Below are 11,286 nucleotides of genomic sequence, written 5' to 3' on the forward strand. Positions count from 1 at the left end.
TCTGCCCGTGCTGCATGGAGCAGGCGGAGTGATAGGTCACGCGCTGGCCGGTCGCGACTGAGGGGGCTGTCAGGCCCAGCTCATCCATCAGCTCCGTCACATCCTTGGTGAGGGCCGAGACCTTGGCCGCCTTGTCCGCCCAGTCCGGGTCGGTGCGGAACATGAAGCCGTAATCCTTCACCGTGGTGCCGCAGCCGGACGCGTTGATCACGATGGCGTCCAGCCCCGCGCCCTCGATCTCGCGGGTCCAGGCGGCGATGGTCGCCTTGGCGAGGGCATGGGCGCTTTCCTCCCGGCCCATATGGTGGGTCAAGGCACCGCAGCAGCCGGCCCCCGCCGCCACCACGACCTCGCAGCCATGGCGGGTCAGCAGGCGGATGGTCGCCTCATTGATGCCGGGCGACAGCACTGGCTGGGCGCAGCCGGACAGCAACGCCACGCGCTTGCGGCGCGGCCCTTCAGCGGAAAACACCTGCGGCCGGTCCACCGGGGAGGGGCTGGGGATCGCCTTTGGCGCCAGCGCCAGCATCGCCCCCAGCCGTCCCTTCAGGACATGGCGCAGCGGCCTTGCCAGCCAGGCGCCGATCAGCGCCAGGCGGAAGCGGTTGGGATAGGGCAGCAGGTTCGCCAGCAGCGCCCGCATCGCGCGGTCGAGGAAAGGCCGCCTGTAGGTCTTCTCGATATGGCTGCGCGCATGATCGACCAGATGCATGTAATGCACGCCGGACGGGCAGGTGGTCATGCAGGACAGGCAGGTCAGGCAGCGGTCGATATGCTTGGTGACCTGTTCGGTGGCCGGGCGGTCGCCCTCCAGCATATCCTTGATCAGGTAGATGCGCCCGCGCGGGCTGTCCAGCTCGTCGCCCAGCAGCACATAGGTCGGGCAGGTCGCGGTGCAGAAGCCGCAATGCACGCAGGAGCGCAGTATGTCGTTGGCGGCGGCGATGTCCGGGTCGGCGAGCTGCGCCAGGGAGAAATTCGTCTGCATCTGGCCTACACCCCCGGATAGAGCCGGCCGGGGTTCAGCACCCCGCGCGGATCGAACGCCGCCTTCACCCGCCGGCTGATGGCGGCAAGGCCGGCCTCCTGCGGCTGGAACACATCGATGGCGGCGCGCACATCGCCCGCCGCACGGATCAGCGTGGCATGGCCGCCGCCGGAAGCCGCCACGGCGGTGCGCACGGCATCGGCATGGGCGTCGGGCGCCGGCGGCACACCCAGCCACACTAGCCCGCCCTGCCAGTCGAGATAATGTACCGCCCCCGGCACGGCGGTATGGATCGCGGCGGCAACGCCGGCCCCTGCCATCGGCGCCACGGAAATCCGCCAGAGCTGCAGGCCGGGCCGGGCGGCGAAGGGGGCGACATCCGCCAGCTCGCGCCACAGGGTCTTTGAATTATGCGTGTGCAGCTCCTCGGTCGGACCGAGGCTTTCCAGCAGCGCCCGCAGTTCCCGGCAGCGATGCTCGACCGACGGGCCCGGCCCCTCGACGCGGATCGCAGTCACTGACGCGCCCGCCTCGCGCAGGTAGGAGACGGCGGAGCCGCCGGCAATCTCGGCGGGCAGGTGCGCGGCGCTGGCCACCTCATGCGGGCTGGTCATGGCCAGCGCCATGGCGTGCGTCGCGGCAGCGCCGTCGAGGCCCAGCACCAGCACGCTGTAGGTCTTCTCCGGCGCCGGCAGCACCTTGAAGGTCAGCTCCGAGGCTACAGTCAGCGTGCCATGGGAGGAGCAGAACAGCTTCGGCAGGTCGTAGCCAGTGACGTTCTTCACCACCCGGCCGCCGGCCTTGTATATCTCGCCGCGCCCGCTGACGACGTGGAAGCCCAGGACATGGTCGCGCGCCGCACCGGATTTCAGGCGGCGTGGCCCGGCGATGTTGCAGGCGAAGATGCCGGCGATGCTGCCGGCCTTCGCCGGCTGGCCCAGCAGCGGCCCCCAGTCGCCCGGCTCGAAGGCCAGCTGCTGGTTCTTTTCGTCCAGCGCCGCCTCGATCTCGGCCAGCTTCGTGCCGGCCTTGGCACTCATCACCAGCTCCTCCGGCTCATAGAGCGTGATGCCGGTGAGGGCGGAGGTATCGAGCGTGTGGCTGGCCTGCACCGGGCGGCCGAGGCCGCGCTTCGTGCCACGTGCCAGCACCTCCAGCGGCTGTTCCTCGGCGACCGCCCAGGCGACGGCGTCGCGCAGCTGCTCCAGCGTTTCGGGGCGCAATGTCTCGGTCATCGGCGGGCTCAGAAGCGCGGAAGGTCGGGGAACGGCACCTGGCCGCGATGGATGTGCATGCGGCCCAGCTCGGCGCAGCGATGGAGTTGCGGGAACACCTTGCCGGGGTTCAGCAGCCCGTCCGGGTCGAAGGCGCATTTCAGCCGCTGCTGCTGCGCCAGATCCACCTCGCTGAACATGGAGGGCATCAGGTCGCGCTTCTCAACGCCCACACCATGCTCGCCGGTCAGCACCCCGCCGACCTCGACACAGAGGCGAAGGATATCGCTGCCGAATTCCTCCGCCTTTTCCAGTTCGCCCGGCTGGTTGGCGTCGTACAGGATCAGCGGATGCAGATTGCCGTCGCCGGCATGGAACACATTGGCGACGCGCAGCCCATACTGGTTCGACAGTTCGGTCATGCGCGCCAGCACCTCCGGCAGGCGGCCGCGCGGGATGGTGCCATCCATGCAGTAATAATCCGGCGAGATGCGCCCCACGGCGGGGAAGGCGGCCTTGCGCCCGGCCCAGAAATTCAGCCGCTCCGCCTCGTTCTCGCTGACCCGGTTATAGACCGCGCCGTTCGCGGCGGCGATCTCCGCCACCCGCGCGATCAGGTGATCGACCTCGACCTCCGGCCCGTCCAGTTCGACGATCAGCAGTGCCTCGACATCGCGCGGATATCCCGCATGCACGAAATCCTCCGCCGCGTGGATCGCCGGCCGGTCCATCATCTCCATGCCGCCGGGGATGATGCCCGCCGCGATGATGGCGCCGACGCAGTTTCCGGCACTCTCGCTGGTCGGGAAGCCCAGCAGCACGGCGCGCGCGGTGGCCGGTTTCTGCAGGATGCGCACGGTCACTTCCGTCACCACGCCGAGCAGTCCTTCGGAGCCGATGACCGCGCCCAGCAGGTCATAGCCTTCCGCATCCAGGTGCCGGCCGCCGATGCGCACCACCGTGCCGTCGATCAGCACCATCTCCACGCCCAGCACATTGTTGGTGGTCAGGCCGTATTTCAGGCAGTGCACGCCGCCGGAATTCTCCGCCACATTGCCGCCGATGGTGCAGGCGATCTGGCTCGACGGATCGGGCGCGTAATAGAAGCCCTTTTCCTGCACGGCGGTGGTGATGCCCAGGTTGGTGACGCCCGGCTGCACGACGGCGCAGCGATTGTCGTAGTCGATGTCGAGCACGCGGTTGAACTTGCCCATGCCCAGCAGCACGCCATCGGCCAGCGGCAGCGCGCCCCCGGACAGCGAGGTGCCGGCCCCGCGCGGCACCACCTTCACCTTGTTCTCGTGGCAGTAGCGCAGCACGGCAGAGACCTGTTCCGTGGTCTCTGGCAGCACGACGATCATCGGCAGGGTGCGGTAGGCGGTCAGACCGTCGCTCTCGTAGGCCTTCATCTCCTCGGGCGCGTCGATCACGCCTTCGCCCCCCATCTTCCCACCGGGCACGATAGAACGCAGCGCGGCGACGATCTCGCCCCGGCGGGCCAGGGTTGCCTTGTCCGGCTCCGGCATCTGCATTTCTGTCCTCCCTCAACCCATATTGGTAATACCAGTTGGGCCTTTATTTGTCATCCTGCATACAGCCAGGCGCAGCCGGGGGCAATGGGGAGGTGGGAAGAATAATGGCTTACCGTGCCGCCTCATTTCTCCGTCGTCATTCCCGGGCTTGTCCCGGGAATCCAGGCTTCAGCCTGCTCGGCGGATATCCAGCGAGCCGAGGCCTGGACCCCCGCAACAAGTGCGGGGGTGACGGTTGGAGAGGGCGGGTATTTTCTTACCCTCTTCCGCAAGGGAAGAGGGGGCAGTCCAAAACCCACGCAAACGAAAACCGCCGGGCCTTGCGGCGCCGGCGGTTTTACGAATAGCGGTAGAAACCGCGACTCAGCCCCTGGGACTTAACCCTGGCGGGCCTTGAAGCGGGGATTCTTTTTGTTGATCACATACAGGCGACCACGACGACGCACGATGCGGCAGTTCTTGTCGCGCTGCTTGATCGACTTCAGCGAATTGACGATCTTCATCGCCGCAATCCTCGTATGTCGAATGGAAAGAGGCCGGGAACATACGGACCGCACCCCCTTCTGTCAACGGCGGATCGGCGGGTAAGGCGCGGAAAAGACTCTTATTGCGCGAAGGGCCGTTCCACCGGGTGCTTTACCCCGGTCGCGCGGCAATGTCATTATAGGTTGTGGTTCTGACATTTCTGACGCCCTCGACGCCGGAAACCGCCCTGTGGGGCGAACGGCTCTATCTGCGCCCGCCGCGTCGGCGCGACTGGCGGCAATGGGCGGAATTGCGCGCGCTCAGCCGGGATTTCCTGACTCCCTGGGAGCCGACCTGGGCCGGCGATGCGCTGAGCCGCGCCTCCTATCGCCGCCGCCTGCAGCGCTATGCCGAGGAGTGGGAGCGCGACGAGGGCTACGCCTTCTTCCTGTTCCGCAAGGATGACGACCAGTTGCTGGGCGGCATCACGCTGGGCAATGTGCGGCGCGGTGTGGCGCAGTGCGGCAGCTTCGGCTACTGGATGGGCGTGCCCTTCGCCGGCCAGGGCTATATGACGGAAGCGGTACGGCTGGGCCTGCGCTTCGCCTTCGGCACGCTGGGGCTGCATCGTGTGGAGGCGGCTTGTCTGGTGCATAACGAGTCCAGCCGGCGGGTGCTGGAAAAGGCCGGGTTCAGCCGCGAGGGGCTGGCGCGCGGTTACCTGAAGATCGACGGCGCCTGGCAGGACCATCTGCTGTTCGCCATCCTGCGCGAAGACCTGCGGGACCGGCTCTAGGCTCAGCCTTTACGCCCAGCCTTTACGCTCGCCCGGCCTCGCCCGACAGCATGCTGGGCTCGACGCCGATCTTCGCCATGGCGCGCTCCCACTTATGGTCGAGATCGCCTTCATCGAACACCAGCGCGGCATCGGCATCGACGCTGAGCCAGCCATTCTCCTGGATTTCGGTATCGAGCTGCCCCGGCCCCCAGCCGGCATAGCCCAGCGCCAGCAGCGAGCGGCTGGGTCCGCCGCCATTGGCGATGGCTCGCAGGATGTCGATGGTCGCGGTCAGCCCGAAGCCGTTATCGACCAGCATGGTCTCTTCCTGCTGGTATTCCGCGCTGTGCAGCACGAAGCCGCGGCTGGTCTCCACCGGCCCGCCAAAATGAATCTTCTTCTCCGGCTCGGCCATTGGGGCAGAGAGGTTCAGCTGCGCCATCAGGTCGGTGAAGGTCAGCGTGCCGATCAGCCGGTTCACCACCAGCCCCATGGCACCCTCTTCATTATGGGCGCACAGATAGATGACCGACCGGGCGAAGCGCGGGTCGCGCATCGTCGGCATGGCGATCAGCAGCTTGCCCGTCAGGTAGCCATCATCGCCGTGCGGGTCGTTTCTGTCGTCGAAGCTCATCGGCGTCTCATCGCAGGCGTCAGAATATCGTCACTATATTTGGGGGCGGCGGTCAGGTAAATCACGTCCTGGCTATGGGCTGCCACGTCTGGATTTAGCCGGGCGTTGCGTTATAGTCTGCCACGAAAGCCGGCGAGGTTCCGCATTTCCGCCGCGCAACGCTGAAAATCCAGAGAAGGGATGACGTCCGATGACGATCAAGGTTGGCGACAAGATTCCGTCCGTGACGCTGCAGGTGAAGACCGCCGACGGCATCAACGAGGTGTCCACCGACGATTTCTTCAAGGGCAAGAAGGTCGTGCTGTTCGCCCTGCCGGGCGCCTTCACCCCGACCTGCTCGGCCAAGCATGTGCCGGGCTTCGTCGAGAAGGCCGCCGATCTGAAGGGCAAGGGTGTGGATACCATCGCCTGCCTGTCGGTGAATGATGCCTTCGTCATGGATGCCTGGGCCAAGGACCAGAAGAGCGACGGTAAGGTCGTCATGCTGGCCGATGGCAGTGCTGCCTTCACCAAGGCGGTCGGGCTGGAGCTGGACCTGACCGCGCGTGGCATGGGCGTGCGCTCGCAGCGCTACGCCATGATCGTGGATGACGGCAAGGTCACCCGACTTGAGGTCGAGGAGCCGGGCGCCTTCCAGGTCTCCAGCGCCGAGAGCATCCTGGCGAAGCTGTAAGCTTCTGCGCAGGGAATATCGGGAAAGGCGCCGCTTGCGGCGCCTTTTTCGTGGATGCGGGTTTGCTTTAGCGCTCGCTTGTGGAGGGCCGGATTTGGCCGTATAGTCCCGTCCCATTGTGCATTGCAGCAATGGGGAGTCCGATGTCGCTTGAGGAAAGGCGCGGCGCCTATATCGACGAGCTGGCGGTCGGCCAGACCGCGAGTTTCAGCAAGACGGTGACCGAGGCCGATATTGTGCTGTTCGCCGGCATCTCCGGCGATACCAACCCGGTGCATCTGGACGAGCAATATGCCGGCCAGACCGTGTTTCGCGGCCGTATCGCCCATGGCCTGCTGTCGGCGAGTCTGATATCCACCGTGCTGGGCACGAAGCTGCCGGGGCCGGGCTGCATCTACCTCAACCAGACGCTGGCCTTCAAGGCGCCGGTGCGCATCGGCGATACGGTGACCGCCCGCGTGACGGTGAAGGACATCTTCCCCGACAAGAACCGGGTGGTTCTGGAAACCATCTGCCATGTCGGTAACAAGGCGGTGCTGGATGGCGAGGCGACGGTGATGGTCCCCGCCCGTGCCGAGGCCGCGGATTAGGGATAGCTGTCCCTCGCCCCGGAAGGGGAGAGGCCAGGAGGCAATAAAAAGAATCCCTCGCCCCGGAAGGGGAGAGGGATGCGGAAGCTTACGAACGAAGTGAGTTAGCGGGAGCTGGGTGAGGGGAGACCGGTTCCGCCTGTGCGACACCCCCTCACCCAGCTCCGCCTAGTTCGCTTCGCTCACAAGGCTTCACAACCCTCTCCCCCAAGGGGGCGAGGGAAAGCGTAATGCGGAGTTCCATAGGCGTGGCGGTGCAGAAGAATCGCCCCTCCGCATAAGAGTCTGTTGATCTTGCCGGCCAGATTGGCCAGCTTACAGGCCGCTTTCGTGCAACATAACGGGCAGGGCCATGCGCATCTGGCGCGATCTCGCGGCGATTCCGGCGGCCGACCGCGGCGCCGCCATCGCTATCGGCAATATGGACGGGGTGCATCTGGGGCACCGTGCGCTGATTGACCGTGCGCGCGCCATCGCCGCCGAACGCGGCTGCCCGGCCGCCGCGCTGACCTTCGAGCCGCACCCCCGCCTGCTGTTCCAGCCGGACGCCGCCCCCTTCCTGCTGTACGGGCCGGAGGAGAAGCTCGCATTGCTGGCCGCCACCGGGCTGGACGCCACCTATGTGCAGAGCTTCGACCGGGCGCTGTCGCTGCTGCCGGCGGCGGAGTTCGTGTCGGAAATCCTGGTGCGCAAGTTCGGCGTCTCCCATGTGGTGGTGGGCGAGGATTTCCATTTCGGCCACAAGCGCGGCGGTGATGTGGCGCTGCTGCGCGAGCTGGGCGGGCGCCACGGCTTCGGCGTGACAACGCTGGCGCCGGTGCCGGCCCCGGATGGCGGGGTCTGTTCGTCCAGCCGTATCCGCGCGCTGCTGGCCGAGGGCAAGCCGGCCGAGGCGGCGGCGCTGCTGGACCGCTACTGGACGCTGCAGGGCGTGGTGGAGCGCGGCGACCAGATCGGCCGCACCATCGGCTATCCGACGGCGAATTTCCGGCTTGGCAAGGTGCTGCACCCGGCGCGCGGCATCTATGCGGTGGAGGCGCAGATCGATGGTCATGGCCCCTGGCATGCCGGGGCGGCCAATTTCGGCATCCGCCCGACGGTGGCCGATCGCGGCGACCTGATGGAGGTGCATCTGCTGGACTTCACCGGCGACCTCTATGGCCGGCGGATCAGCGTCCGGCTGGTCGATTATGTGCGGCCGGAGAAGAAGTTTGACGGGCTGGACGCTTTGCAGGCACAAATCGCCCTCGACTGCCGCGTGGTGCGGGAAATGCTTGCTGCCGCACGGCCGCGCGGTTCTGCCGCCGGCGCAAGCTGAGGCACCACACGGGCCGGCGCGTCACGATTTTCGGGGATATCCCCTCTCGATTGCCAAGAGTTCGTTCGATGAGCGTTGATTACAAAGCGACCGTCTTTCTGCCGAAGACCGATTTCCCGATGCGCGCGGGCCTGCCGCAGATGGAGCCACGCCTGATCGAGCGCTGGCAGAAGATCGGCCTGTACCGGAAGATGCGGGAGGTCGCCAAGGGCCGGCCGCTGTTTGTGCTGCATGACGGCCCGCCCTATGCCAACGGCCATCTGCATATCGGCCACGCGCTGAACAAGACGCTGAAGGATGTGGTCACCCGCTCGCAGCAGATGCTGGGCAAGGATTCCAACTACGTCCCCGGCTGGGACTGCCACGGCCTGCCCATCGAATGGAAGGTGGAGGAGGAATACCGCGCCGCCGGCCGCAACAAGGACGAGGTGCCGATCAACGATTTCCGCGCCGAATGCCGGCGCTATGCGGAAAAATGGGTCGCCATCCAGTCCGAGGAGTTCCGCCGGCTGGGCGTCGAGGGCGACTGGGACCGCCCCTACCTCACCATGGCCTATGAGGCCGAGGCGATCATCGCCGCCGAGCTGCAGAAATTCGCGCGCACCGGCCAGCTTTATCGCGGCTCCAAGCCGGTCATGTGGTCGGTCGTCGAGAAGACCGCGCTGGCCGAGGCGGAGATCGAGTATCACGACTACCAGTCGGATACGATCTTCGTGCGTTTCCCCGTCGTGAAGGCGGGCGACCCGGCGCTGGACGGCGCCAGCGTGGTGATCTGGACCACCACCCCCTGGACCATGCCGGGCAACCGGGCGATCTGCTATTCGGATCGCATCTCCTACGGCCTCTATGAGGTGACGGACGCGCCGGAGGGCAACTGGGCGGCGAAGGGGCAGAAGCTGATCCTGGCCGATGCGCTGGCCGAGGGCGTGCTGAAGGCGGCCAAGGTCGATGGCTATGAGCGGCTGACCGGCGTGCCGGGCGAGGCGCTGGCCGGTGGTATCTGCGCCCATCCGCTGCGCGGTCAGGGCTACGAGTTCGACGTGCCGCTGCTGGCAGGCGACCATGTGACCGACGATGCCGGTACCGGCTTCGTGCACACCGCCCCCGGCCATGGCGCGGACGATTTCGAGGCCTGGATGGACAATGCGCGCGAGCTTTCCGCGCGCGGCATCGATACGACGATCCCCTTCACGGTGGATGATGACGGCTTCTTCACCAAGGAGGCCCCTGGCTTCGAGGGCCGCCGCGTCATCACCGACACGGGCGAGAAGGGCGATGCCAACCAGGCGGTGATCGATGCGCTGGCGGCGGCCGGCATGATGGTCGCGCGGGGGCGGCTGAAGCACCAGTATCCGCACAGCTGGCGCTCCAAGAAGCCGATCATCTTCCGCAACACGCCACAATGGTTCATCCATATGGACCGCGACATCGACGGCAAGGGCGACAGCCTGCGCGCGCGGTCGCTGAAGGCCATCGACGAGACCGCCTTCTATCCGGCGGGCGGCCAGAACCGGCTGCGCTCGATGATCCAGAACAAGCCGGACTGGGTGGTCTCGCGCCAGCGCGCCTGGGGCGTGCCGATCGCCGTGTTCCGCCACAAGGAGACCGGCGAGCTGGCCCCCGGCCCGGATTTCGCCGGCAGTGACGATCTTGCGCAGCGCATCCGCGATGCCTTCATGGCGGAAGGCGCGGATGCCTGGTTCGCCGAGGGTGCCAAGGAGCGCTTCCTCACCGGGCTGGTGAACGATCTGGAGCCGTGGGAGCAGGTCCGCGACATTCTCGACGTCTGGTTCGATTCCGGCTCGACCCATGCCTTCGTGCTGGAGCAGCGGCCCGACCTGAAATGGCCGGCGGATGTCTATCTGGAAGGGACCGACCAGCATCGCGGCTGGTTCCATTCCTCGCTCATCGAAAGCTGCGGCACGCGCGGGCGCGCGCCCTACGATGCGGTCATCACCCACGGCTTCACCATGGCCGAGGACGGCCGCAAGATGTCGAAGTCGCTGGGCAACCAGGTGTTCCCGCAGGATGTGATCGACCAGTCCGGCGCCGATATCCTGCGCCTCTGGGTGGTCAGCACCGACTATGCCGAGGACCAGCGCATCGGCCCGGAAATCCTGAAGACCACCACCGATGCCTACCGCAAGATGCGCAACACGGTGCGCTGGATGCTGGGCACGCTGGACGGCTATGACGGTGCCGCGATGCCGCTGGCCGAGATGCCGGAGCTGGAGCGCCTGATGCTGCACCGGCTGGCGGAGCTGGACCGGCTGGTGCGCGACAGCTACCGCGTCTATGACTTCAAGCGCATCGTCGCGGCGATGATCCAGTTCATGACCGTCGATCTGTCGGCCTTCTATTTCGACGTGCGCAAGGACGCGGTCTATTGCGACGCGCCGGACAGCCCGCGCCGCAAGGCGGCGCTCTATGTCGTGGACCGGCTGTTCCACAGCGTCGTCACCTGGCTGGCGCCGATGATGCCCTTCACCATGGAGGAGGCCTGGCTCGCCCGGCACCCGTCCGAGGACTGGTCGGTGCATCTGGAGCTGTTCCCCGAGGCGCCGGCGGACTGGCTGGACGCGGCGCTGGCCGAGAAATGGGAGATCGTGCGCGATGTCCGCCGCGTCGTCACCGGCGCGCTGGAGCTGGAGCGCGCGCAGAAGCGCATCGGCTCCTCCCTGCAGGCGCACCCAACCGTGCATGTCTCGGGCGAGGCTGTGAAGGCCTATGAGGGGCTGGACGCGGCGGAGATCTTCATCACCTCCGGCGCCACCCTGACCACGGACGCGGCACCGGCGGACGCCTTCCGCCTGCCGGATGTCGCCGGCGTGGCCGTGGTGCCGGGCCTGGCTGGCGGCGAGAAGTGCGAGCGCTGCTGGCGACAGCTGCCCGAGGTTGGCCATGTGCCGGGCCATGAGGCGGTGTGCCAGCGCTGCGCCGATGCGGTCGAGACGATCCAGGGGGCGGCCGCGTGACGCGAGCCGGCGGTTCTCTTGCGCGGCTGGGACTGATCGTCGCCCTGCTGATATTCGTCGCCGACCTGGCGACGAAGGAATGGATGCTGTCGCTGATCTTCGATCCGCCGCGGCGGATC

General features: G+C 66.8%; 10 protein-coding genes. 5 read left to right on the forward strand and 5 right to left on the reverse strand.

Annotation, left to right across the window (positions count from 1 at the left end):
• The 4 genes from glcF to ykgO all read right to left on the reverse strand — a co-directional run.
• Positions 1–988, reverse strand: a 988-nt coding sequence (gene glcF / locus MK313_RS16725; RefSeq protein WP_287783082.1) for a glycolate oxidase subunit GlcF, incomplete at its 3' end; no start/stop codon positions are given.
• Positions 989–993: 5 nt separating this feature from the next.
• Positions 994–2,223 carry an FAD-binding protein gene (locus MK313_RS16730; RefSeq protein ID WP_287783086.1) on the reverse strand — a complete coding sequence of 410 codons (1,230 nt, stop codon included), beginning with the start codon at positions 2,221–2,223 and terminating at the stop codon, positions 994–996.
• A gap of 8 nt (positions 2,224–2,231) precedes the next feature.
• Positions 2,232–3,734 carry an FAD-linked oxidase C-terminal domain-containing protein gene (locus tag MK313_RS16735; RefSeq protein WP_287783089.1) on the reverse strand — a complete coding sequence of 501 codons (1,503 nt, stop codon included), beginning with the start codon at positions 3,732–3,734 and terminating at the stop codon, positions 2,232–2,234.
• Between the two features lie 377 nt (positions 3,735–4,111).
• Complete coding sequence (gene ykgO / locus MK313_RS16740; protein WP_008945896.1) at positions 4,112–4,237, reverse strand: type B 50S ribosomal protein L36; 126 nt, start codon at positions 4,235–4,237, stop codon at positions 4,112–4,114.
• Positions 4,238–4,404: 167 nt separating this feature from the next.
• Between ykgO and MK313_RS16745 the strand changes: the two genes are divergently transcribed.
• A complete protein-coding gene (locus MK313_RS16745; RefSeq protein ID WP_121219397.1) occupies positions 4,405–4,995 on the forward strand; it encodes a GNAT family N-acetyltransferase in 591 nt (196 codons plus the stop codon).
• Positions 4,996–5,017: 22 nt separating this feature from the next.
• On the opposite strand, the gene MK313_RS16750 is transcribed toward MK313_RS16745, so the two are convergent.
• Complete coding sequence (locus MK313_RS16750) at positions 5,018–5,611, reverse strand: YqgE/AlgH family protein (protein ID WP_287783094.1); 594 nt, start codon at positions 5,609–5,611, stop codon at positions 5,018–5,020.
• Between the two features lie 190 nt (positions 5,612–5,801).
• Here MK313_RS16750 and MK313_RS16755 point away from each other — a divergent pair, with 190 nt between their 5' ends.
• The 4 genes from MK313_RS16755 (at position 5,802) to ileS (ending at position 11,167) form a co-directional block, all read left to right on the forward strand.
• Positions 5,802–6,284: a peroxiredoxin gene (locus MK313_RS16755; RefSeq protein ID WP_008945893.1), complete on the forward strand. Its 483-nt coding sequence runs from the start codon at positions 5,802–5,804 to the stop codon at positions 6,282–6,284.
• A 143-nt stretch (positions 6,285–6,427) separates the two neighbouring features.
• Positions 6,428–6,874: a MaoC family dehydratase gene (locus MK313_RS16760; protein ID WP_008945892.1), complete on the forward strand. Its 447-nt coding sequence runs from the start codon at positions 6,428–6,430 to the stop codon at positions 6,872–6,874.
• A 352-nt stretch (positions 6,875–7,226) separates the two neighbouring features.
• Positions 7,227–8,192, forward strand: coding sequence for a bifunctional riboflavin kinase/FAD synthetase (locus MK313_RS16765; RefSeq protein WP_287783097.1), 966 nt, complete (start codon positions 7,227–7,229; stop codon positions 8,190–8,192).
• A 68-nt stretch (positions 8,193–8,260) separates the two neighbouring features.
• Entirely contained in the window at positions 8,261–11,167 is a 2,907-nt protein-coding gene (ileS, locus tag MK313_RS16770; protein ID WP_287783100.1) for an isoleucine--tRNA ligase, read from the forward strand.
• Positions 11,168–11,286: the final 119 nt, after the last annotated feature.

It is taken from the genome of Oceanibaculum sp. (assembly GCF_022449305.1).
GTDB lineage: Bacteria > Pseudomonadota > Alphaproteobacteria > Oceanibaculales > Oceanibaculaceae > Oceanibaculum > Oceanibaculum indicum.